Here is a 19,931-nt window from a genome sequence, read left to right on the forward strand (position 1 = left end):
GAGCCCACGATTATAGCACTCCGGCCGTTTTGCGCCACATGGCATGCCGGGGCCGCCTGGGGACCGGGCCGGCCGTCCCTATAATCGACAGCTTCCGGCCCCTCCGGCCTCCCCGGCCGCCAGCGCCATCGTCGCATCTCCTGCTGCGCGCAAGCGCCCTTGCCTTTGTCAGTTCACGCCGCCGACACCTCCCCCGCCGCCGCCGTTCTCAGCCTGATCGCCGACGACATGGACAGCGTCGATCTCGTGATCGCACGTCGGCTCGACACCGGCGTGCCGCTGGTCAGCCAAGTCTCGAAATACATCATCTCCGCCGGCGGCAAGCGGCTGCGCCCGGCGCTGCTGCTGCTGATGGCGGGCGCCCTGGGCTATCGCGGCGAGCAGCGCTTCAACCTGGCAGCAGTGGTGGAGTTCATCCATACCGCCACCTTGCTGCATGACGACGTGGTGGACGAGTCCACGCTGCGCCGCGGCCGCCCGACCGCCAACGAATCCTTCGGCAACCCGGCCAGCGTGCTGGTCGGCGACTTCCTCTACTCGCGCGCCTTCCAGATGATGCTGGACGCCGACGACGTTCGCGTGATGCAGATCCTGGCCGAGGCGACCAACGTGATCGCCGAGGGCGAGGTGCTGCAGCTCATGAACATGCACGACGCCACCCTCGACGAGGACGCCTACCTGCGCGTCATCCGCTCGAAGACCGCCAAGCTGTTCGAAGCCAGCACGCGGCTCGCCGCCGTGCTGGCCGGGGTGCCGCCGGACGTCGAAGAAGCCTGCGCCACCTACGGGCAAGCGCTGGGCACGGCGTTCCAGGTCATCGACGACGTGCTCGACTACGCCGGCGACGCCAGCGAAACCGGCAAGAACGTCGGGGACGACCTGCGCGAGGGCAAGACCACGCTGCCGCTGATCCTCGCGATGCAGCGCGGCACGGCGGCGCAGCAGGCGCTGATCCGCGACGCCATCGAGGCCGGCGACACGACGCAACTGCCGCAGATCGTCGCCATCGTGCGCGAAACCGGCGCCCTGGAAGCCACGCGCGCCGCCGCCGCCGCCGAGGCGCAACGCGCGATCGACGCGCTTCGTGGTTTTTCTGCAAATCCGCACTCCGCGGCTTTGCTACAATTAGCGGCTCAGCTGCTTGAGCGGCGCGCCTGACGATCAACTCACCCGAGTGAACGCCACGGTCGCGTCACTGTTCTCGCAATCAGCACCATCGGGGTGTAGCTTAGCCTGGTAGAGCGCTACGTTCGGGACGTAGAGGCCGGAGGTTCGAATCCTCTCACCCCGACCATTTTTCTTGAATCAACTCGACATTTCTGGCGTCCATGCAACGTGGACCGCCTGCTGAACACGCAGGCACCGGCCGAGTCGTTTCGAATCCTCTGCGCCATCAACCGGTGTGCGGCATCCCCGCAACATCCCTTTCGGCGTCCCTGGACGCTGTGCTACGCTAAGCCTCCGGTGCGTCGATTGCACAGGGTTTGCCCATTGACTCAGGCAGCGGGCCCCTGGAGCAGGGCAGTGCAAAGGAGGTCCGACCCTCTCACCCCCATCAGCCTTTCAGGGCTGTAATTGCCAAATGCTCCGCGGAACCGTTGCCGCGCAGCGGTTTACAGCGCTTGGGCGATCAGCGATGATCGTGAAGCAAATTTTCACGTTTCTTACATTCGTTGAATGGCCGCAGCCGAACCCCTCGTCAAAGACAGCTCGCCGATCGCCCTTCCAGGGCTTGCGCGCGCACTGGTTTCGGCCGGAAAGCTCCCGGCCAAGACGGCCGAGGACATCTACCAGAAGTCCCTGAGCGGCAGGACCAGCTTCATTGCCGAGCTGACCGGCACCGGCGCCGTGTCGGCGGCCGACCTGGCGCACACGTTGTCGAGCGCCTTCGGCGCTCCGCTGCTCGACCTCGACGCCATTGATTCCCAGCGGCTGCCCAAGGACCTGCTCGACCCCAAGCTGTGCCAGGCCTACCGGGTCGTGGTGCTCAGCAAGCGCAACAACCGTCTCATTGTCGCAACAGCCGATCCTTCGGACCAGCAGGCGGCCGAAAAGATCAAGTTCGCCTCCCAGATGGGCGTGGACTGGGTCATCGCGGAGTACGACAAGCTTTCCCGCATGATCGAGGCGGCGGCGGTGAGCGCCTCCGAGACCATCGACAGCATCATCGGCACCGAATTCGAGTTCGACGAAGTCTCGGCCGACACCTCGAGCGAAAGCAACGACCCGGCGGTGGCCGAAGTCGAGGACGCGCCGGTCGTCCGGTTCCTGCACAAGATGCTGCTGGACGCCTTCAGCATGCGGGCCTCCGACATCCACTTCGAGCCCTACGAGCACAACTACCGCGTGCGCTTCCGCATCGACGGCGAGCTGCGCGAGATCGCCAGCCCGCCGACGGTCATCAAGGACAAGCTGGCCTCGCGCATCAAGGTCATCTCCCGGCTCGACATCTCCGAGAAGCGGATCCCGCAAGACGGCCGGATGAAGCTCAAGATCGGTCCCGAGCGCGTGATCGACTTCCGGGTCAGCACGCTGCCCACGCTGTTCGGCGAGAAGATCGTGATCCGTATCCTGGACCCGAGCAGCGCCCGCCTCGGCATCGATGCGCTCGGCTACGACGCCGACGAGAAAGAGCGCCTGCTCACGGCCATCGGCCGCCCCTACGGCATGGTGCTGGTCACGGGGCCGACCGGCTCCGGCAAGACGGTGTCGCTCTACACCTGCCTGAACCTGCTCAACAAGCCCGGCGTGAACATCGCGACCGCCGAGGACCCGTCCGAAATCAACCTGCCGGGCGTCAACCAGGTCAACGTCAACGACAAGGCCGGCCTGACCTTCGCGACCGCGCTGCGGGCCTTCCTGCGCCAGGATCCCGACATCATCATGGTCGGCGAAATCCGCGACATCGAAACCGCCGACATCTCGATCAAGGCGGCGCAGACCGGCCACCTGGTGCTGTCGACGCTGCACACCAACGACGCCCCCACCACGCTGACGCGGATGCGCAACATGGGCATCGCGCCCTTCAACATCGCTTCCAGCGTGATCCTGATCACCGCCCAGCGGCTGGCGCGCCGGCTCTGCACCGTGTGCCGGACGCCGACCGAGGTGCCGCGGCAGGCCCTGCTCGACGCCGGCTTCAAGGACAGCGACCTGGACGGCTCCTGGAAGCCCTACCACCCGGTGGGCTGCTCGGCCTGCAACGGCGGCTACAAGGGGCGCGTCGGCATCTACCAGGTGATGCCGATCACCGAGGAGATCCAGAAGATCATCCTTCGCGACGGCACCTCGCTCGACATCGCCAAGCAGTCCGAATCAGAGGGCGTCAGGTCGCTGCGCCAGTCGGGCCTGCGCAAGGTCATGCAGGGGCTGACCTCGCTCGAAGAAGTGCTGGCAGTCACCAACGAATAGAACGCGTCGATTCGCACGCATCAGCAGCAGCACCAGCACACGGAGAAGCGGAGATCCCATGGCAACGGCAACAGCATCGTCCCGGACGGTCAAGGAATTCGTCTTCGAATGGGAAGGCAAGGACCGCAACGGCAAGACCGTCCGCGGCGAAGTCCGCGCCGCCGGCGAGAACCAGGTGCAGGCCGCCCTGCGGCGCCAGGGCATCCTCACGACCAAGATCAAGAAGCGCCGGATGCGCTCGGGCAAGGCGATCAAGCCCAAGGACATCGCGATCTTCACGCGCCAGCTGGCGACCATGATGAAGGCCGGCGTGCCGCTGCTGCAGGCCTTCGACATCGTCGGCCGCGGCAATGCCAACCCGAGCGTGGCCAAGCTGCTCAACGACATCCGCAGCGACGTCGAGACCGGCACCTCGCTCTCGGCGGCGTTCCGCAAGTTCCCGAAGTACTTCGACAGCCTCTACTGCAACCTGGTCGAGGCCGGCGAGGCGGCCGGTATCCTCGAAGACCTGCTCGACCGGCTGGCCACCTACATGGAGAAGACCGAGGCGATCAAGTCGAAGATCAAGTCGGCGCTGATGTACCCGACCTCGGTCATCGTGGTGGCCTTCGTGGTGGTGGCGATCATCATGATCTTCGTGATCCCGGCCTTCAAGCAGGTGTTCACCTCCTTCGGCGCCGACCTGCCCGCGCCGACCCTGATCGTCATGGGCATCAGCGAATTCTTCGTCTCCTACTGGTGGCTGATCTTCGGCGTGATCGGCGGCGGCATCTATTTCTTCCTGCAGGCCTGGAAGCGCAACGAGCGGGTGCAGAAGGTCATGGACCGCCTGCTGCTGCGCCTGCCGATCTTCGGCACCCTGATCGACAAGTCCTGCGTCGCCCGCTGGACCCGCACCCTGGCCACGATGTTCGCCGCCGGTGTGCCGCTGGTCGAGGCACTCGATTCGGTCGGCGGCGCCTCGGGCAATTCGGTGTATGCCGATGCAACGGTCAAGATCCAGCAGGAGGTGTCGACCGGCACCAGCCTGACCACCGCGATGACCAACGCCAACCTGTTCCCGTCGATGGTGCTGCAGATGACCGCGATCGGCGAGGAATCGGGCTCGATCGACCACATGCTGGGCAAGGCGGCCGACTTCTACGAGTCGGAAGTCGACGACATGGTCGCCGGCCTGTCGAGCCTGATGGAACCCATCATCATCGTCTTCCTGGGCGTGATCATCGGGGGCATCGTGGTCTCGATGTACCTGCCCATCTTCAAGCTCGGCCAGGTCGTCTGATGCTGGTGTCGCAGGGGGTGGACGCCGCAATGGCCGGCGTGCTGGGGCTCATGATCGGCAGTTTTCTCAATGTCGTGATCTACCGGCTGCCCAAGATGCTCGAGCGGCAGTGGGCGGCCGAATGCGCGAGCCTCGCCGACGGCGACGCGGCGGCAGCGCCCGCCGTCGAGCCCTTCAACCTGATGGTGCCGCATTCGCGCTGCCAGCAGTGCGGCCACGTGATCCGCTGGTACGAGAACGTTCCGGTGCTGAGCTACCTGGCGCTGCGCGGCCGCTGCTCTTCCTGCAAGGCGTCGATCGGCCTGCGCTACCCGGTGGTCGAACTGCTGACCGGCGCGCTGTTCGCCTGGTGCGTCTGGCGCATGCCCGGCCAGTACGGCGCGCTGGCCTGGTGCGCCTTCGCCGCCGCGCTGCTGGCGCTGGCGCTGATCGACTGGGACACCACCCTGCTGCCCGACGACATCACCCTGCCGCTTTTGTGGGGCGGCCTGCTGGCATCGATCGCAGGCTTCACCGGTGTGCCCCTCGCCCATGCGGTCTGGGGCGCCGTGGCCGGCTATGTGTCGCTCTGGGCCATCTACTGGCTGTTCAAGCTGACCACCGGCAAGGAGGGCATGGGCTATGGCGACTTCAAGCTGTTCGCGGCCTTCGGCGCCTGGTTCGGCTGGCAGGCGCTGGTTCCGATCATCCTGATGGCGTCGGTGATCGGCGTGGTGGTCGGGCTCGCGCTCAAGTTCAGCAGCGGCCTGCGCGAAGGCGGCTACGTGCCCTTCGGGCCCTTTCTGGCCGCTGCCGGCTTCACCGCCATGATCTTCGGCCCGGACGCGATCCTGCGCGCGGTCGGGCTCTGAGGGCGGGCGCACCATGCGCATCGGCCTGACCGGCGGCATCGGCAGCGGCAAGAGCACCGTCGCATCGCTGCTGGTCGGGCTCGGCGCCAAGCTGGTCGACACCGATGCGATCGCCCGGGCGGTGGCGCAGCCGCAAGGCGCCGCCATGCCGGCGCTGGAGGCCGAGTTCGGCCCTTCGGTCATTGCGGCCGACGGCGGCCTCGACCGGGCGCGGATGCGCGAGCTCGTGTTCGCGGACCCGGACGCCAAGCGCCGGCTCGAAGCCATCCTGCATCCGCTGATCGGGGCCGAATGCGAACGGCAGGCGGCGACCGCGGCGGCCGGCCAGACGCTCGTCTTCGACGTGCCCCTGCTGGTGGAGTCCAGACGCTGGCGCGCCATCGTCGATCGCGTGCTGGTGGTGGACGCGTCCGAGGCGGTGCAGCTGCATCGCGTGGTGGCACGTTCCGGCTGGGCGCCGGAAGCGGTCCGCGCCGTGATCGCGCAGCAGGCCGAACGCAGCCTGCGGCGCGCGGCCGCCGATGCGCTGATCTTCAACGAGACCTTGTCGCTGGCGGAACTCTCCCTCGAAGTCCGGAGTCTTTGGGATCGCTGGGCCGTCGCGGACACGCGATAATCTCCGGTCCGCCGGCGCGCGTGCGCCCGACAACAAGAAAGCGGCGTGCGTTTCGACCCCGCGAGACAGCCCTCCCCCAAGATGCTTTTCAATTCGTACGCGTTCATCTTTTTCTTTTTCCCGATCGTGCTGGTCGGGTTCTTCCTGATCGGAAAGCGCAACGCACGGGCCGCCGCCGGATTCCTGGCGCTCGCCTCCCTGTTCTTCTATGGCTGGTGGAGTGTTCAGGCGCTGCCGCTGCTGCTGGGCTCGATCTGCTTCAACTACTGGGCCGGCCTGCGCCTGACCCCCGGCCCCGGACGCACCGACACCGGCCGCAAGCGGATGCTGGTGTTCGCGCTGGTGGTCAACCTGGGCGTGCTGGCGGTGTTCAAGTACGCGAACTTCTTCGTCGCCAACGTCAACGACGGCCTCCTGGCCGCGGGCTATTCGCCGATCTCGATGCTGCACATCGCGCTGCCGATCGGGATCTCGTTCTATACCTTCACGCAGATCGCCTTCCTGGTCGACTGCTGGCAGGGCAAGGTGCACGAGCGCAGCTTCGTGCACTACGTGCTGTTCGTCACCTACTTTCCCCATCTGATCGCGGGCCCGGTGCTGCATCACGCGCAGATGATGCCGCAGTTCGCCAATCCGGCGACCTACCGGGTCGACTACGACAAGGTCGCGCTCGGGCTGGCGATCTTCGTCTTCGGGCTGGCCAAGAAGCTGCTGATCGGCGACCCGATGGGCGAGTACGCCGACCTGATGTTCAACGGCGTCCACAACGGCATGACGCCGACGATGGGCACCGCGTGGGTCGGCGTGCTGGCCTACACGCTGCAGATCTACTTCGACTTCTCGGGCTACTCGGACATGGCCGTGGGCCTGTCGCTGTGCCTCGGCGTGCAGCTGCCGCTCAACTTCAATTCGCCCTACAAGTCGACCAACATCATCGAGTTCTGGCGCCGCTGGCACATCTCGCTGTCGACCTTCCTGCGCGACTACCTCTACGTGCCGCTGGGCGGCAACCGCAAGGGACCGGCGCGCCGCTACCTGAACCTGTTCCTGACGATGCTGCTGGGCGGCCTGTGGCACGGGGCCGCCTGGACCTTCGTCATCTGGGGCGCGCTGCACGGCTTCTTCCTGATGGTCAACCACCTCTGGAACGCCAAGGTGCGCCGCAACGCCAAGCCCGGCAGGCTGGCGCGCCTGCTCGGCTGGCTGCTGACCTTCGTCTGCGTGATGATCGCCTGGGTGGTGTTCCGGGCCGAGAGCATGCACGCCGCGACCACCATCTACCAGGCCATGCTCGGGCTGCACGGCACCTCGGATTCGGTGTTCAGCGAACTCGGCGCCGTGCCCTACCGAAAGAACGACTTCTTCCATACGCTCCTGGTCGGGCTCTTCATCTGCCTGGTCATGCCGCCGACCATCACGCTGCAGCGCTGGGTGCCGCAGCTGCAGGCGCTGGCCGGCCGGCCGCGCCTGGCCTGGGTGTTCACGGCGCTGATGGCCGCCTTCACGGTGTACCTGCTGGGCGTCTGCGTTTCGAAGCTGGGCTCGTACAGCCCCTTCCTCTATTTCCAATTCTGATATGACTCCCGCGAAACTCTGGCTGCGGATCTTCGGGGCCGGCTTCCTCGTCATCATCGCGCTGCTGATCGTGACCCTGAAAACGCCGCCCTTCTATGGCGACATGACCCGCATCGGCCTGCTGTCGGAGACCGCCTTCGGCTGGCGCATCGAACCGCCGCACGTCGACCCGAAGTACCTCAATGCGGTGCCGGTGGCCGAAGCCGACATCGTGGTGATCGGCGACAGCTTCTCGATGTCGAACCGCTGGCAATCGATGCTCACCCGGGCCGGCTACCGGGTCACGACCACCTTCTGGGGCCAGATCAACGAGGAGCTCTGCGGCGACTTCGATGCCTGGCTCGATCGCGCGGGCTTTCGCGGAAAGCTGGTGATCGTCGAGAGCATCGAGCGCCTGGTGAACGACCGCATGGTCGCCACGCAGACCTGCAAGACGATGGCCAAGCCCTTCTCGGCCGGCATCAAGCCTTTCTTCGAGTCGCCCTCGTCGGTGCCGGCGCCGGTGCTCAACTGGGACGGCAAGCTGACCTCGGGCGTGCGGATCTATCGCAACACCCGGCGGGCGCGCGAGGCGACCGAGCCGATCCTTTCGAACGACAAGATCCTGGTGCGACCGGTTCCCGAGGGCTGCGCGTTGTTCAGCCACCAGCTCTGCGACAAGGTCCCGTTCTGGCCGGCCGACGACGAGAACGGCGAGCTCACGGTGCAGCACGCGGCCCAGATGAAGGCCTTCGGCGACGCCCATCCGCGGCGCGCCGTGCTGTGGATGATCATCCCCAACAAGACCACCGTGTATGTCAAGCCGGAACATTCGAAAGATTTCGTGACGGCATTCGGTGCCGCCGACATCGGCCCCGACCTGTTCAGCCTCTCGTTCGAGCAGAAAAACAAGGTCCGCGACTATTTTTTCCCGAACGACACACACCTGTCGATGCACGGGCAACTGGTGGTCGGCCAGCGGATGCTCGAAGCGGTTCGCAAGATCCTACCCGCCGCCCCCTCGAAGGCCTCTTGAAGCTATCATCTGCAACCGGAAGCCACCACGCGTGATCCTCTACGAGTACCCCTTCAACGAGCGCATCCGGACCTACCTTCGGCTGGAACACCTGTTCCGTCGCCTTGGCGAGCTGGTCCCGGCCGATTCGCCGCTGCTGCATCACTACGCACTCGTCACGATCTTCGAGATCATGGACGTGGCGGCGCGCGCCGACCTCAAGGCCGACGTGCTGCGGGACCTCGACAAGCACAAGAACGTCTTCAACAGCTACCGCGGCAACCCGGCCATCGCCGAATCGGTGCTGGACCAAGTGGTGGGCAAGCTCGAAAGCAATTTCACCACCCTCAACACGGTGCCGGGCAAGGCCGGCCAGGCCCTGACCGAGAACGAGTGGCTGATGAGCATCCGCAGCCGCGCGGGCATTCCGGGCGGCACCTGCGAGTTCGACCTGCCGGCCTACTACGCCTGGCAGAACCGCCGCGCCCACGAGCGCCGCGCCGACCTCGAGCGCTGGTCGTCCACGCTCGCGCCGCTGGCCGAGTCGATCTACCTGCTGCTCAAGCTGCTGCGCGATGCCGACGTGCCCTACAAGGTGATCGCGGCCAACGGCCAGTTCCAGCAGACCCTGCCGCAGGGCCGCAGCTTCCAGTTGCTGCGCCTGCGCATCGACCCCAAGCTCGGGCTGATTCCCGAAATTTCCGGCAACCGGCTGATGGTGTCGGTCAGGCTGATGCGGCATGGCACCGATGATCGCCTTCACCAAAGCACGGACGAGGCCCCGTTCGAACTGACCCTTTGCGCCTGAGACATCCGATGAGCGGTGCGACGAATTCCATCGGCGAGCGGATCGTCCGCTGCCCGGCATGCGGACAGGACAGTGTCTACGCGGCCAGCAATCCCTACCGGCCGTTCTGCAGCGCGCGCTGCAAGGGCATCGACCTGGGTGCCTGGGCCAGCGAAGAATTCAGGATGCCGGCCGATGCGCCCCCGGACGACGATCCGTTCGGCGATCCGAAGCGGCAGTAGGCCGCCAGCCTCGGCCCCTGCTAAGCAGCGGGCGGCTCGAAGACCAGCCCGCGCTCCTGGGCCAGCCAGGCCAGCACCGGCAGTGCGCCCGGCAGCACCGGCGTCACGTCGAGCGGCAGTTGCTGCCAGCACATCGCCTGGCCCTCGCGCATCTCGAAATCGCCGCTCCAGCGATGCACCTTGCACCAGTGCAGGCGCACCAGCGCATGCGGGTAGTCGTGCTCGGTGACCTTCCAGACCGCGGCCCCGGCGATCGTGATGCCGAGCTCTTCGTGCAGTTCGCGCCGAAGCGCCTCCTCGACGGTCTCGCCGGCCTCGAGCTTGCCGCCCGGGAATTCCCAGTAGCCGGCATAGGGCTTGCCTTCGGGCCGGGTCGACAGCAGCAGCGCATCGTCCTCGCGGATCAGGATGCCGACCGCGACTTCGGTGTGCTTGCGGGTCCCGGTCAAGCCGCGCGTCCTGCGTAGTCGCGCGCGAACTGATAGGCCACGCGGCCGCTGCGCGAGCCGCGCTCGAGCGCCCAGACCAGGGCCTCGGGGCGCGCGGCCTCGACCGCCTTGGCGTCGACGCCGAACGAGGACAGCCATTGGGCGACGATCGCCAGGTATTCGTTCTGGCTGAAGGGATAGAAGCTGACCCAGAGGCCGAAGCGCTCCGACAGCGAGATCTTCTCCTCGATCACCTCGCCCGGGTGGACTTCGCCATCTTCGGTGTGGGTGTAGCTGAGGTTGTCCTTCATGTACTCGGGCAGCAGGTGGCGCCGGTTGCTGGTCGCATAGATCAGCACGTTGGGCGTCGACGCGGCGATCGAGCCGTCGAGGATCGACTTCAGCGCCTTGTAGCCCGGCTCGCCCTCGTCGAAGCTCAGGTCGTCGCTGAAGATGATGAACTTCTCGGGCCGGTTGGCCACCACCTCGATGATGTCGGGCAGGTCGGTCAACTCGGCCTTGTCGACCTCGATCAGGCGCAGGCCCTGCGGCGCATAGGCCTGCAGGCAGGCCCGGATCAGCGAGGACTTGCCGGTGCCGCGGGCGCCGGTCAGCAACACGTTGTTGGCCGGCCTGCCTTTGACGAACTGGCGCGTGTTGCGCTCGATCTTGTCCTTCTGGACGTCGATCTCCTTCAGTGCGTCGAGCGACATCGCGGCCACGTGGCGCACCGGCTCGAGCGTGCCATGGCCGGAGCTGCGGCGGCGGTAACGCCAGGCGATGGAGGCGCTCCAGTCGGCCGGCGCCGCGAGCGGCTGCGGCAGGATCGATTCGATGCGCGCGATGAGGTGCTCGGCCCGCTCGAGCAGGCGTTCGAACTGAGGATTCATGACCGGTAGTCGGCGTTGATCGAGACGTAGTCGTGGCTCAGGTCGCAGGTCCAGACGGTGTCGGCGGCGCTGCCGCGTCCGAGCGCGATGCGCACCGTGATCTCGCTCTGTTTCATGACGCGCTGGCCGTCTTCCTCGCGGTAGGCCGGATTGCGGCCGCCCTTGATCGCCACGTGGACATCGTCCAGGTAGAGGTCGATGCCGGTCTGGTCGAGGTCGGCGATGCCCGCGTAGCCGACCGCCGCGAGGATCCGGCCCAGGTTCGGATCGCTGGCGAAGAACGCGGTCTTGACCAGCGGCGAATGCGCGACCGCATAGGCGACCTGTCGGCACTCGGCCGCATCCTTGCCGCCTTCGACCCGGATGGTGATGAACTTGGTCGCGCCTTCGCCGTCGCGCACGATGGCCTGCGCCAGCTGGCGGGCAACGTTGCGCATCGCTTCGAGCAGCGCGCGACCTTCGGGCGATTCGAGCGAGCCGATCGTGGCATGCGCCGCTTTCTGCGTCGCGATGACCACGAACGAGTCGTTGGTCGAGGTGTCGCCGTCGATCGTCACGCGGTTGAAGGACGCATCGGCCAATGCCTTGGCCAGGGGCTGGATCAGCGCCGGGTCGATCTTCGCGTCGGTGGCCATGAAGCCGAGCATGGTCGCCATGTTCGGCCGGATCATGCCGGCGCCCTTGCTGATGCCGGTGACCGTGACGGTCGCACCGCCGATCTGCACCTGCTGGCTGAAGGCCTTGGGCACGGTGTCGGTGGTCATGATGCCCTCGGCCGCGCGCGCCCAATGGTCGGGCGCGGCATCGGCGAGCGCGGCGGGCAGGCCGGCTTCGATGCGGTCGATCGGCAGCGGCTCCATGATGACGCCGGTCGAGAACGGCAGGATCTGCTCGGGCGCCAGGTTCAGGTGGCGCGCCAGCGCGATGCAGGTGGCGCGGGTGCGCGCCAGTCCGTCCTCGCCGGTGCCGGCGTTCGCGTTGCCGGTGTTGATCAGCATCGCCCGGATGCCGAAGTTCTGCGCCAGGTGCTCGCGGCAGACCTGGACCGGCGCCGCGCAGAAGCGGTTCTGCGTGAACACGCCGCCGACCGCGGCGCCTTCGTCGATCAGGACGACCGTCAGGTCCTTGCGGTTGGCCTTGCGCACGCCCGCTTCGGCCACGCCGATGCGAACGCCGGGCACCGCATGCAGCGCGGCGGGGTCGGGTGCGGAGAGATTCACTGGCATGGAGAAATCCTGTCGATGGATGTCAGGTGAGCTTGCCGTGGCACTGCTTGAATTTCTTGCCACTGCCGCAGGGGCACGGGTCGTTGCGCCCGACGCGCGCGAAGGCCGCGGCACCGGCGGAGAGGCCGCCGACGAGTTGGCGACGCTGGCTTTCCTCGTCGACCCGGACCTCGACCTCGCCGGTCTCGGTCGGCGCGGTGTAGGTGATGTTGGCGAGGTTCTCGCCGCGGCTCTCCATCGCCTCGGCCGCCTCTTCGAGCTGTTCGCCCGACTGCACGCGCACCGTCATGAGCTGGCGCGTGACCTCGTTCTTGACCGAATCGAGCAGCTGGCCGAAGAGCTCGAACGCCTCGCGCTTGTATTCCTGCTTGGGCTGCTTCTGCGCATAGCCGCGCAGGTGGATGCCCTGGCGCAGGTAGTCGAGCGACGCCAGGTGCTCGCGCCAGTGGGTGTCGATGCTCTGCAGCAGCACCATGCGCTCGAACTGGGTGAAGTTCTCCTGGCCGATCAGCGCCAGCTTGGCATTGAAGACCTCGTTGGCGGCGGCCACCACCTTCTCGACCACGTCCTCGTCGCCGATCGCGGTCGCGGCCTCGACCTGCTGGCGCAGCGGGATCTCGAGGCCCCATTCGTCGCTCAGCACCTTCTCGAGGCCGGCCAGCTGCCATTGCTCCTCGACCGATTCCGCCGGCACGTACTGGCGCACCAGGTCGGTGAAGCAGCCTTCGCGCAAGGCCTCGATCTGCGCCGTCAGCTCGGTCGCGTCGAGGATGTCGTTGCGCTGCTGGTAGATCACCTTGCGCTGGTCGTTCGAGACGTCGTCGTACTCCAGCAGCTGCTTGCGGACGTCGAAGTTGCGCGCCTCGACCTTGCGCTGCGCGCTCTCGATGCTGCGGGTCACGATGCCGGCCTCGATCGCCTCGCCGTCGGGCATCTTCAGGCGGTCCATGATCGCCTTCACGCGGTCGCCGGCGAAGATGCGCATCAGCGGGTCGTCCAGGCTCAGGTAGAAGCGCGAGGAACCCGGATCGCCCTGGCGGCCCGAACGGCCGCGCAGCTGGTTGTCGATGCGGCGCGATTCATGGCGCTCGGTGGCGATGATGCGCAGGCCGCCGAGCGACTTGACGAACTCGTGGTCCTTCTCCCACTGGGCGCGCAGGCGGGCGATTTCCGCGGCCTTGGCCGTTTCGTCCCTGGACTCGTCGGCCTCGACCGCCTCGATCAGCTTCTCGACGTTGCCGCCCAGCACGATGTCCGTCCCGCGACCGGCCATGTTGGTGGCAATCGTGATCATCTTGGTGCGGCCCGCCTGGGCCACGATGTCGGCTTCGCGCGCATGCTGCTTGGCGTTCAGCACCTGGTGCGGCAGGCCGGCCTTCTCGAGCAGGCCGGCGATGATCTCGGAGTTCTCGATCGACGAGGTGCCGACCAGCACCGGCTGGCCGCGCTCGTGGCACTCGCGGATGTCCTGGATCGCGGCCTCGTATTTCTCGCGCGTGGTCTTGTAGACGCGGTCGAGCTGGTCTTCGCGCCGGCTCTGCCGGTTCGGCGGGATGATCATGGTCTCGAGGCCATAGATCTCCTGGAACTCGTAGGCTTCGGTGTCGGCCGTGCCGGTCATGCCGGCCAGCTTGCCGTACAGGCGGAAGTAGTTCTGGAAGGTGATCGAGGCCAGGGTCTGGTTCTCGGCCTGAATCTCGACGCCTTCCTTGGCTTCCACGGCCTGGTGCAGGCCGTCGCTCCAGCGGCGGCCGGTCATCAGGCGGCCAGTGAACTCGTCGACGATCACGACCTCGCCCTGCTGCACCACGTAGTGCTGGTCGCGGTGATAGAGATGCCGGGCCCGCAGCGCCGCGTTCAGGTGATGCATCAATGTGATGTTGGCCGGGTCGTAGAGCGAGGCGCCCTCGGGCAGCAGCTTGAACTCGGACAGCACCTGCTCGGCCTTCTCGTGGCCGTCCTCGGTCAGGAACACCTGGTGGGTCTTCTCGTCGACCGTGAAGTCGCCCGGCTTGGTGACGCCCTCGCCGGTGCGGGGGTCGGCCTCGCCCTCCTGCTTGACCAGCAGCGGCACGACCTTGTTGATCGCCAGGTAGAGCTCGGTGTGGTCCTCGGCCTGGCCGCTGATGATCAGCGGCGTGCGGGCCTCGTCGATCAGGATCGAGTCGACCTCGTCGACGATCGCGTAGTTCAGCCCGCGCTGGACCCGGTCGCCCGGCTCGTAGACCATGTTGTCGCGCAGGTAGTCGAAGCCGTACTCGTTGTTGGTGCCGTACGTGATGTCGCTGCCGTAGGCCTGCTGCTTCTCCTCGCGCGGCATCTGCGGCAGGTTGATGCCGACCGAGAGCCCGAGGTAGTTGTAGAGCCGACCCATCCACCGGGCGTCACGGTTGGCGAGGTAGTCGTTGACCGTGACCACGTGCACTCCCTTGCCGGTGAGCGCGTTCAGGTACACCGGCAAGGTCGCCGTCAGGGTCTTGCCCTCGCCGGTGCGCATTTCGGAGATCTTGCCGTTGTGCAGCGCCATGCCGCCCAGCAGTTGGACGTCGAAGTGGCGCATCTTCATGATCCGCTTCGAGGCCTCGCGCACCGTGGCGAAGGCCTCGGGCAACAAATCGTCGAGCGACTCGCCCTTGGTGACACGGTCCTTGAACTCCTGCGTCTTGGCGCGCAGCGCCGCGTCGTCGAGCTTCTCGAAGGATGGCTCCAGCGCATTGATGCGTTCGACCGTCTTGCGATACTGCTTCAGGAGCCGGTCATTGCGACTGCCGAAAATTTGAGTCAGGAAGTTGGTGGCCATGAATGGAGATCGATGCACACTCGCCGGATGCGGGCGCCTCGACCGAAATCCCTAAGATAGACAAGAGAACGAACTTGGGCGCGCTTGACCAAAAGGCAAGCGGGCCGGCGCGCAGGATGCCGGCAAACCGCTGATTTTAGCCACCTTGCCTCGACCTTCCGATCCGCCGCCCATTGCCCGCAAACCGCCTTCGAACCGTCCATGTACCGCCGTCTCAACCCCGCCGTCACCCTGCTCGAAGCCGCCGAGGGTTCGCCCACCCTGGCGAGCCTGGCGGCGCGCGCGCGTGACGCCAACGAACGGCTGGCCGCGGTGCAGGACCTGATCCCGACGGAAATGCGGGCCGCGGTCCAGGCCGGGCCGGCCGAAGCCGACGTCTGGTGCATGCTTGTCAACGGCAGCGCCGCGGCCGCCAAGCTGCGTCAGCTGGCGCCCATGCTGCAGGCGCGGCTCAAGACGCGTGGCTGGGACGTCTCGACGATCCGGATCAAGGTGATGTCGCGGCGCTGAGGCCGGCCGCGCCGGGGCTTCAGACCTGCGCCAGCGCCAGGCCCAGGGTCAGGGCGACCGAGGTCCCGAAGATGGCCAGCCCGACCGCGCGGCGGCGGTGGGTCAGCATCCAGAGGATCACCCCCGAGATCGACAGGAAGATCAGGCTGCCGGCCAAGGTGTCGACCAGCAGGATCCAGCCGACCGACATGCCGGCGCCCTTGTGCATGTTGGTCAGCGTGGCGACGAAGCCGTTCTGGGTGGTCGTGACGCCGACCGAGCGGTTGCCGCGCCAGTAGTCGGCCTGGACGATGGCGTCGGGTCCGCCGAAGTTGAAGGTCCAGCGTTCGGGCTGCATCAGCGTGTCGGGCTTGCCCTTCTCGCCCCAGGCCACCGGTCGCGCGGGCTCGGTGCGCACCGAGTTAGGAGGCCGGTCCTGGTCCAGCGCCGCCTGCAGCCAGACGGCCATCTCGGCCGCGCTCGCCGGTGGCGGCTCGGGCAGCGCCAGTTGGGCGCTGGCGCGCTGCTGGGCCATCGGCAGCTTGAGCACCGCGCGGTGGTTGAGCCAGATGCCGGCGGTGCCGAAGAGCAGGCCGAGGATCGCGCCCCAGAGGCCGATCCAGCCGTGGGTCTTGCGAATCCATTGCACGGCGGTGGCGCGGCGCTGCAGCGCCTGCACGCGCCCGCCGGCGGCGAGGGCATTCGATGAAGTGTTCATGGGAGCGCCGGACGGATGCGCCAGGAAATTGGTGCCGCTTGTCGGAATCGAACTGACGACCTACCGCTTACAAGGCGGTTGCTCTACCAACTGAGCTAAAGCGGCGGGACCTGGGATTTTAGCGGGCCGGAACGAACCGGGCCGCGCCGTTCATTTGATGCGCTTGAGCGATGGACGCGCCCCGCCGCCGGCCGGCGGCCGTGGCGGGTCTTCAGGGTCCGGCGGCGGCGTGCTGCTGCTGGTGGCGGCGGGCTCCTCGCCCTCCCCGGTCACCAGGTGCACGACCTTGCTGGCGTCGCCTTCGGTGCCGCGCGATGCGTCGCGCAGGGGTGTCCGGGTCGAGGCGGCCGACGGCGTCGGGGCGGCAGGTGCGGCAGCCCCATCGGCCGGTGCCGGTGCCGGCGCCGGGAACGCCATGCCCTGCCCGTTTTCTCGGGCATAGATCGCGATCACGCGGCCGACCGGCACGCTGATCTCGCGCGCCGTCCCGGCGAAGCGGGCCTTGAACTCGATGAAGTCGTTGCCGAGCTTGAGCGAGCTGGTCGCGTCGAAGCTGATGTTCAGCACGATCTCGCCGTTCTTGACGTACTCGCGCGGCACCTGCACCGTGTCGTCGACCTGCACCGCGACATACGGCGTGAAGCCGTTGTCGGTACACCATTCGTACAACGCCCGGATCAGGTAAGGGCGGGTGGATGACGACTCGAGCGCGTTGATCATGGGCGACGGCGCAAGCGACTCACTTGCGCATGACTTTTTCGGAGGGCGTCAGCGCCTCGATGTAGGCCGGGCGCGAGAAGATGCGCTCGGCGTACTTGAGCAGCGGGGCCGCGTTCTTGCTGAGGTCGATGCCGTAGTAGTCGAGGCGCCACAGCAGCGGCGCGATCGCGACGTCGAGCATCGAGAAGTTGTCGCCCAGCATGTACTTGTTCTTGAGGAACACCGGCGCCAGCTGCGTGAGGCGGTCGCGGATGTGCGAGCGCGCCTTCTCGAGGGCCTTCTCGTTGCCCTTGGTGGTGCGGTTCTCGAGGGTGGACACGTGAACGAACAGTTCCTTCTCGAAGTTGAGCAGGAACAGGCGCACGCGGGCGCGGTCGACCGGGTCGCCGGGCATCAGCTGCGGATGCGGGAAGCGCTCGTCGATGTACTCGTTGATGATGTTCGACTCGTACAGGATCAGGTCGCGCTCGACCAGGATCGGCACCTGCCCGTACGGGTTCATCACGTTGATGTCCTCGGGCTTGTTGTAGAGATCGACGTCGCGAATCTCGAAATCCATGCCCTTCTCGAACAGCACGAAGCGGCAGCGATGTGAAAACGGGCAGGTCGTTCCAGAATACAGGACCATCATGGCGAAAGACTCCTAAAAATCAAAAAGAGTGGGTCGCGTTCGCAACCCACTCTGCGGGACCCGGCGCACGAGGCGCCGGATCGGCGTGGCATTACTTGACGTCTTTCCAGTACGAGGCATTGAGGCGCCACGTGAAGACAATCGCCATGACCAGGAACAGCAGCACCCAGACGCCGACGCGAATGCGGGTGTTCTGCGCCGGCTCGGCCATCCATTGCAGGAAGCTCACGAGATCGCCCATGTTCTGGTCGAACTGGATCGGCGTCATGGTGCCGGGGCTCACTTGCTCCCAGCCCTTGAACACTTCGGTTTCATGGCCGTGGGCTTCGACCTTGTCGAAGACCGGGCGGCGCTCGCCCTGCAGCTCCCACATGACATGCGGCATCGCCACGGCCGGGAACGCGAGGTTGTTCCAGCCCGTGGCCTTGGTGTCGTCACGGTAGAAGGTGCGCAGGTAGGTGTAGAGGTAGTCGGCACCCGTGCCGCCGTGGCCGGCACGCGAACGCGCCACCAGGGTCAGGTCGGGCGGCACCGTGCCGAACCATTCCTTGGCCTGGCGCGGGTCCATGTTGACCCGCATGGTCTCGCCGATCTTGTCGGTCGTGAACAGCAGGTTGTCCTTGATCTGCTGCTCGGTGATGCCGAGGTCGGTCAGGCGGTTGAAGCGCATGTACGCCGCCGAGTGGCAGCTCAGGCAATAGTTGACGAACAGCTTGGCGCCATTCTGCAGCGCGGCCAGGTCGGTGGTGCGGTTCGGCGCCTTGTCCCAGGCGAGGCCGCCTTCGGCAGCGTGTGCACCGGTGACGATGCCGAGCGCCGCGATCAACGTGAGGATCAGTTTCTTCATTCTTGTTGTCTCCCGGTCAGTGAGCGTTGAAAACCACGCGCTCGGGGACCGGCTTGAATTCGCCGAGGCGGCTCCACCACGGCATCAGCAGGAAGAAACCGAAATAGAAGAGCGTTCCGATCTGCGAGATGCGTTCGCCGACCGGCGACGGCGGCTGCACGCCGAGGTAGGCCAGCACCACGAAATTGATGACGAACACGCCGTAGACATACTTGTGCCAGCTCGGGCGATAGCGGATCGACTTGACCGGGCTGTGATCCAGCCAGGGCAGGAAGAACAGGATGACGACCGCGCCGCCCATCACCAGCACGCCCCAGAACTTGGCGTCGATCGACAGCATCATCGCGACCACGCCGACGGCGACGATCACGATGCCGGCCTTGATGAAGGACGGGAAGCGGGCCTTCCAGACGCCGTAGGCGGCGGCACCGACCACGCAGGCGATCAGCGCATACATCATCTCGCTGGTGATGGCACGCAGCATCGAATAGAAGGGCGTGAAGTACCAGACCGGCGCGATGTGGTTGGGCGTCTTGAGCGAGTCGGCCGGGATGAAGTTGTTGTATTCGAGGAAGTAGCCGCCGGCCTCGGGCGCGAAGAAGATCACGGCCGAGAAGATCGTCAGGAACACCACCACGCCGAAGATGTCGTGCACCGTGTAGTACGGGTGCGACGGGATGCCGTCGACCGGATGGCCGTCGGCACCGCGGCTGGCCTTGATCTCGATGCCGTCGGGGTTGTTCGAACCCACTTCGTGCAGCGCGATCAGGTGGGCGACCACCAGGCCGAGCAGCACCAGCGGCACCGCGATCACGTGGAAGCTGAAGAAGCGGTTGAGGGTGGCGTCGCTCACCACGTAGTCGCCGCGGATCAGCAGGGCGAGGTCAGGGCCGACGAAGGGGATCGCGGCGAACAGGTTGACGATCACCTGGGCGCCCCAATAGCTCATCTGGCCCCAGGGCAGCAGGTAGCCCATGAAGGCCTCCGCCATCAGGCACAGGAAGATCGCGCAGCCGAAGATCCAGATCAGCTCGCGCGGCTTGCGGTAGCTGCCGTACATCAGGCCGCGGAACATGTGGAGGTAGACCACGATGAAGAAGGCCGAGGCCCCCGTCGAGTGCATGTAGCGGATCAGCCAGCCCCACGGCACGTCGCGCATGATGTACTCGACCGAGCCGAACGCCAGCGCGGCGTCGGGCTTGTAGTGCATCACCAGGAAGATGCCGGTCACGATCTGGATCACGAGGACCAGCATCGCGAGCGAGCCGAAGATGTACCAGAAGTTGAAGTTCTTCGGCGCGTAGTACTTGCCCCACTGGTCGTTCCAGAGCTTGGTCAGCGGGAATCGGTTGTCGACCCAGTTGAGCAGCTTCTCGTTGGCTGGCGCGTTGGGGGAAATTTCGTGGAATTCAGCCATGTTCTTG

At 66.3% G+C, this 19,931-nt stretch carries 19 protein-coding genes and 2 tRNA genes; 11 read left to right on the forward strand and 10 right to left on the reverse strand.

Annotated elements, in window-relative coordinates:
- Positions 1–165 precede the first annotated feature (165 nt).
- From QZH52_RS01345 to QZH52_RS01390, 10 genes are all read left to right on the forward strand, one after another.
- The gene (locus QZH52_RS01345; RefSeq protein ID WP_286536381.1) at positions 166–1,158 is read left to right on the forward strand and encodes a polyprenyl synthetase family protein; all 993 of its coding nucleotides are present in this window, start codon (positions 166–168) and stop codon (positions 1,156–1,158) included.
- 59 nt (positions 1,159–1,217) lie between these two features.
- Positions 1,218–1,294 (forward strand) — tRNA-Pro (locus QZH52_RS01350).
- Positions 1,295–1,677: 383 nt separating this feature from the next.
- Entirely contained in the window at positions 1,678–3,411 is a 1,734-nt protein-coding gene (gene pilB / locus QZH52_RS01355) for a type IV-A pilus assembly ATPase PilB (protein WP_286536257.1), read from the forward strand.
- Positions 3,412–3,469: 58 nt separating this feature from the next.
- Entirely contained in the window at positions 3,470–4,693 is a 1,224-nt protein-coding gene (locus tag QZH52_RS01360; protein WP_286504868.1) for a type II secretion system F family protein, read from the forward strand.
- Positions 4,693–5,544, forward strand: a complete 852-nt coding sequence (locus QZH52_RS01365) for a prepilin peptidase (protein ID WP_301802686.1) — start codon at positions 4,693–4,695, stop codon at positions 5,542–5,544. The genes QZH52_RS01360 and QZH52_RS01365 overlap by 1 nt, the downstream gene beginning before the upstream one ends.
- A 13-nt stretch (positions 5,545–5,557) precedes the next feature.
- Positions 5,558–6,160, forward strand: a complete 603-nt coding sequence (gene coaE / locus QZH52_RS01370; protein WP_301802688.1) for a dephospho-CoA kinase — start codon at positions 5,558–5,560, stop codon at positions 6,158–6,160.
- Positions 6,161–6,241: 81 nt separating this feature from the next.
- A complete protein-coding gene (locus QZH52_RS01375) occupies positions 6,242–7,735 on the forward strand; it encodes an MBOAT family O-acyltransferase (RefSeq protein ID WP_301802690.1) in 1,494 nt (497 codons plus the stop codon).
- A 1-nt stretch (position 7,736) separates the two neighbouring features.
- Complete coding sequence (locus QZH52_RS01380) at positions 7,737–8,750, forward strand: alginate O-acetyltransferase AlgX-related protein (RefSeq protein WP_301802695.1); 1,014 nt, start codon at positions 7,737–7,739, stop codon at positions 8,748–8,750.
- 31 nt (positions 8,751–8,781) lie between these two features.
- On the forward strand, positions 8,782–9,537 hold the full coding sequence (gene zapD, locus QZH52_RS01385; protein ID WP_286523429.1) for a cell division protein ZapD: 756 nt from the start codon (positions 8,782–8,784) through the stop codon (positions 9,535–9,537).
- A gap of 8 nt (positions 9,538–9,545) precedes the next feature.
- Positions 9,546–9,758, forward strand: a complete 213-nt coding sequence (locus tag QZH52_RS01390) for a DNA gyrase inhibitor YacG (RefSeq protein WP_286523430.1) — start codon at positions 9,546–9,548, stop codon at positions 9,756–9,758.
- Between the two features lie 20 nt (positions 9,759–9,778).
- Here the strand turns inward: QZH52_RS01390 and QZH52_RS01395 are convergent, their stop codons facing one another.
- Genes QZH52_RS01395 through secA form a run of 4 tightly spaced genes read right to left on the reverse strand, consistent with a single transcriptional unit; the run spans position 9,779 to position 15,102 of the window.
- Positions 9,779–10,207 (reverse strand): NUDIX domain-containing protein, encoded by a 429-nt coding sequence (locus QZH52_RS01395; protein ID WP_301802698.1) that lies wholly within the window; start codon positions 10,205–10,207, stop codon positions 9,779–9,781.
- Positions 10,204–11,076, reverse strand: a complete 873-nt coding sequence (locus tag QZH52_RS01400; protein WP_301802700.1) for an ATP-binding protein — start codon at positions 11,074–11,076, stop codon at positions 10,204–10,206. Before QZH52_RS01400 ends, QZH52_RS01395 begins: the two co-directional genes overlap by 4 nt.
- A complete protein-coding gene (gene argJ / locus QZH52_RS01405) occupies positions 11,073–12,302 on the reverse strand; it encodes a bifunctional glutamate N-acetyltransferase/amino-acid acetyltransferase ArgJ (protein ID WP_301802701.1) in 1,230 nt (409 codons plus the stop codon). The genes QZH52_RS01400 and argJ overlap by 4 nt, the downstream gene beginning before the upstream one ends.
- A gap of 22 nt (positions 12,303–12,324) precedes the next feature.
- Positions 12,325–15,102 (reverse strand): preprotein translocase subunit SecA, encoded by a 2,778-nt coding sequence (gene secA / locus QZH52_RS01410; protein WP_301802703.1) that lies wholly within the window; start codon positions 15,100–15,102, stop codon positions 12,325–12,327.
- A gap of 201 nt (positions 15,103–15,303) precedes the next feature.
- Here secA and QZH52_RS01415 point away from each other — a divergent pair, with 201 nt between their 5' ends.
- Positions 15,304–15,612, forward strand: a complete 309-nt coding sequence (locus QZH52_RS01415) for a hypothetical protein (protein ID WP_301802705.1) — start codon at positions 15,304–15,306, stop codon at positions 15,610–15,612.
- A gap of 19 nt (positions 15,613–15,631) precedes the next feature.
- Here QZH52_RS01415 and QZH52_RS01420 read toward each other — a convergent pair whose 3' ends face one another.
- The 6 genes from QZH52_RS01420 to QZH52_RS01445 all read right to left on the reverse strand — a co-directional run bounded on the left by QZH52_RS01420 (position 15,632) and on the right by QZH52_RS01445 (position 19,924).
- On the reverse strand, positions 15,632–16,309 hold the full coding sequence (locus tag QZH52_RS01420; RefSeq protein ID WP_301802706.1) for a PepSY-associated TM helix domain-containing protein: 678 nt from the start codon (positions 16,307–16,309) through the stop codon (positions 15,632–15,634).
- A 29-nt stretch (positions 16,310–16,338) separates the two neighbouring features.
- Positions 16,339–16,414, reverse strand: a tRNA-Thr gene (locus QZH52_RS01425).
- A 45-nt stretch (positions 16,415–16,459) separates the two neighbouring features.
- Positions 16,460–17,029, reverse strand: a complete 570-nt coding sequence (locus tag QZH52_RS01430; RefSeq protein WP_301802708.1) for a ClpXP protease specificity-enhancing factor — start codon at positions 17,027–17,029, stop codon at positions 16,460–16,462.
- Positions 17,030–17,048: 19 nt separating this feature from the next.
- Positions 17,049–17,660, reverse strand: a complete 612-nt coding sequence (locus QZH52_RS01435; RefSeq protein WP_286369119.1) for a glutathione S-transferase N-terminal domain-containing protein — start codon at positions 17,658–17,660, stop codon at positions 17,049–17,051.
- Between the two features lie 91 nt (positions 17,661–17,751).
- The gene (locus tag QZH52_RS01440; protein ID WP_286536273.1) at positions 17,752–18,507 is read right to left on the reverse strand and encodes a cytochrome c1; all 756 of its coding nucleotides are present in this window, start codon (positions 18,505–18,507) and stop codon (positions 17,752–17,754) included.
- Positions 18,508–18,523: 16 nt separating this feature from the next.
- Positions 18,524–19,924, reverse strand: coding sequence for a cytochrome b (locus QZH52_RS01445; RefSeq protein WP_301802716.1), 1,401 nt, complete (start codon positions 19,922–19,924; stop codon positions 18,524–18,526).
- Positions 19,925–19,931: the final 7 nt, after the last annotated feature.

The sequence above is a fragment of the Variovorax ginsengisoli genome (assembly GCF_030486595.1).
Taxonomy (GTDB): domain Bacteria; phylum Pseudomonadota; class Gammaproteobacteria; order Burkholderiales; family Burkholderiaceae_C; genus Variovorax; species Variovorax ginsengisoli_B.

Coding starts and splice junctions, on each gene's coding strand:
- pilB (WP_286536257.1), top strand. CDS start 1,678: ATGGCCGCAGCCGAACCCCTCGTCAAAGACAGCTCGCCGATCGCCCTT.
- QZH52_RS01360 (WP_286504868.1), top strand. CDS start 3,470: ATGGCAACGGCAACAGCATCGTCCCGGACGGTCAAGGAATTCGTCTTC.
- QZH52_RS01365 (WP_301802686.1), top strand. CDS start 4,693: ATGCTGGTGTCGCAGGGGGTGGACGCCGCAATGGCCGGCGTGCTGGGG.
- coaE (WP_301802688.1), top strand. CDS start 5,558: ATGCGCATCGGCCTGACCGGCGGCATCGGCAGCGGCAAGAGCACCGTC.
- QZH52_RS01375 (WP_301802690.1), top strand. CDS start 6,242: ATGCTTTTCAATTCGTACGCGTTCATCTTTTTCTTTTTCCCGATCGTG.
- QZH52_RS01380 (WP_301802695.1), top strand. CDS start 7,737: ATGACTCCCGCGAAACTCTGGCTGCGGATCTTCGGGGCCGGCTTCCTC.
- QZH52_RS01390 (WP_286523430.1), top strand. CDS start 9,546: ATGAGCGGTGCGACGAATTCCATCGGCGAGCGGATCGTCCGCTGCCCG.
- QZH52_RS01400 (WP_301802700.1), bottom strand. CDS start 11,076: ATGAATCCTCAGTTCGAACGCCTGCTCGAGCGGGCCGAGCACCTCATC.
- argJ (WP_301802701.1), bottom strand. CDS start 12,302: ATGCCAGTGAATCTCTCCGCACCCGACCCCGCCGCGCTGCATGCGGTG.
- secA (WP_301802703.1), bottom strand. CDS start 15,102: ATGGCCACCAACTTCCTGACTCAAATTTTCGGCAGTCGCAATGACCGG.
- QZH52_RS01415 (WP_301802705.1), top strand. CDS start 15,304: ATGTACCGCCGTCTCAACCCCGCCGTCACCCTGCTCGAAGCCGCCGAG.
- QZH52_RS01420 (WP_301802706.1), bottom strand. CDS start 16,309: ATGAACACTTCATCGAATGCCCTCGCCGCCGGCGGGCGCGTGCAGGCG.
- QZH52_RS01430 (WP_301802708.1), bottom strand. CDS start 17,029: ATGATCAACGCGCTCGAGTCGTCATCCACCCGCCCTTACCTGATCCGG.
- QZH52_RS01435 (WP_286369119.1), bottom strand. CDS start 17,660: ATGATGGTCCTGTATTCTGGAACGACCTGCCCGTTTTCACATCGCTGC.
- QZH52_RS01440 (WP_286536273.1), bottom strand. CDS start 18,507: ATGAAGAAACTGATCCTCACGTTGATCGCGGCGCTCGGCATCGTCACC.
- QZH52_RS01445 (WP_301802716.1), bottom strand. CDS start 19,924: ATGGCTGAATTCCACGAAATTTCCCCCAACGCGCCAGCCAACGAGAAG.